General features: G+C 49.7%; 2 protein-coding genes. Both read left to right on the forward strand.

Features of this window, described 5'->3' with window-relative positions:
- A partial coding sequence (locus NZ772_16970) for a gas vesicle protein GvpN (protein ID MCS6815248.1) occupies nucleotides 1-971 on the forward strand: 971 nt, incomplete at its 5' end.
- Nucleotides 972-1040: 69 nt separating this feature from the next.
- Complete coding sequence (locus NZ772_16975) at nucleotides 1041-1427, forward strand: gas vesicle protein (GenBank protein ID MCS6815249.1); 387 nt, start codon at nucleotides 1041-1043, stop codon at nucleotides 1425-1427.
- The last annotated feature ends 140 nt before the right edge of the window (nucleotides 1428-1567 follow it).

Consider the following 1567-nt stretch of genomic DNA (forward strand, 5'->3'; position numbering starts at 1 on the left):
TAGAAGAAAAGCTGTTGGTGTTGCCGCCCAACCACAATCGCTCAGAGTATATTCGGGTTAATCCTCAGTTTCGGGCAATTCTCACCTCAAATCCAGAGGAATATTGTGGAGTACACGCTACTCAGGATGCGTTGATGGATCGGCTGATCACTATTAATATGCCAGAACCAGATGAACTCACTCAGCAGGAGATTTTGGTGCACAAAGTGGGGATTGATCGTGAATCTGCTCTGTTGATTACCCGGCTAGTACAAACATTTCGACGTAAGGCAGACTCCGACAAGGTTAGTGGTCTGCGGGCAAGCCTAATGATTGCCAAAATCTGCCACGAACATAGTATTCCTATCTTGCCAGAGGAAACCGATTTCCGCGACATTTGCCAAGATATTCTGCTGTCTCGGACTAACTTGCCCCTAGATCAGGCAACTCCACTCCTATGGGATTTACTCAATAGTGCCAGTCAGTGGGCAAATGGTACCCTGTTGCCAGAAACGGAACCCAAAGGCCCTCGACGCTATCAGCTCGGTAGAAGGCGTGTTCAGCATCTAGAATCGCTCGTCGCTGACTTAGACATGGCAGACGATACAACTCCAGGAGAAAGCTTAACTTCAGACCTTGCACCTAACCCGACTGCTCTCCAAGAGACGGCCATCGAGCCAGATAAGCTAGCCAATGTGCCTGCCGCTGAGGAACCCACTGATTGGGACGATACTACTGCTATCCTCGATGAAAACATCACTGCTGATGTGATCATAGGTGATGAGTCAGAGCGCGACAATCAGTTGGCGTTTGATGCAATCCAACGAGCTGTCTATAACTTTGTATGCCAGACAGCCGGTGCCCGCATCACAGAAATTCAGTCTGCGTTGTCGATTAATCGCTTTCAAGCTGTGGATGCATTGCGATCGCTAGTCGCCAATGGCCTGCTCAAACAGCGGGATGATCGGGTTTACATTCCCATATCACCCTAAGCCAGAGCGTTGATTATATCCTCATGAGGAGGAAAACTAACCAGTTGTGGAGTGAAAACGATTGTGGCTATGCCTGTCCAAAACGGAGCGTTGACCAACTCAAGCGATCGTGGCCGAGCTATTACCACATCTACCCAAGGCTCGACCCTTGCTGATGTGCTTGAGCGGGTGCTCGATAAGGGTATTGTCATTGCTGGTGATATTTCGGTGTCAGTTGGTTCTACAGAACTCTTAAACATTCGTATTCGCCTGCTGATTTCATCGGTAGACAAAGCCCGCGAGATTGGCATTAACTGGTGGGAAAGTGACCCTTACCTCAGTCGGCAGGCGCTTCCCCCTGCCCAAACTGAACAGATAGCTCACCTTCAACAGCACATTGAGCGGCTAGAGGCGGAACTCAAGACCTTGCGATCGCTGTCAGTAGCTGATGCAGAATCGACACCTACAGGAGGTTAACTGTCCTATGCCTGTCATTCGGATCAAAACTATGAAGCAGATTGCTACCAGCCGAACCATTCGAGGCTTCCGATCGTGTCCCTCAATGTTTGGCAGGTGGTCAGATTTTGCTACCGATCAAGCGCGGATTGCTGCGGATC

Source organism: Cyanobacteriota bacterium (assembly GCA_025054735.1).
Lineage (GTDB): Bacteria > Cyanobacteriota > Cyanobacteriia > SKYG9 > SKYG9 > SKYG9.

What these genes read in the sequence shown, in the direction of transcription:
- NZ772_16975 (MCS6815249.1), top strand. Translation starts at nt 1,041, where the DNA reads ATGCCTGTCCAAAACGGAGCGTTGACCAACTCAAGCGATCGTGGCCGA.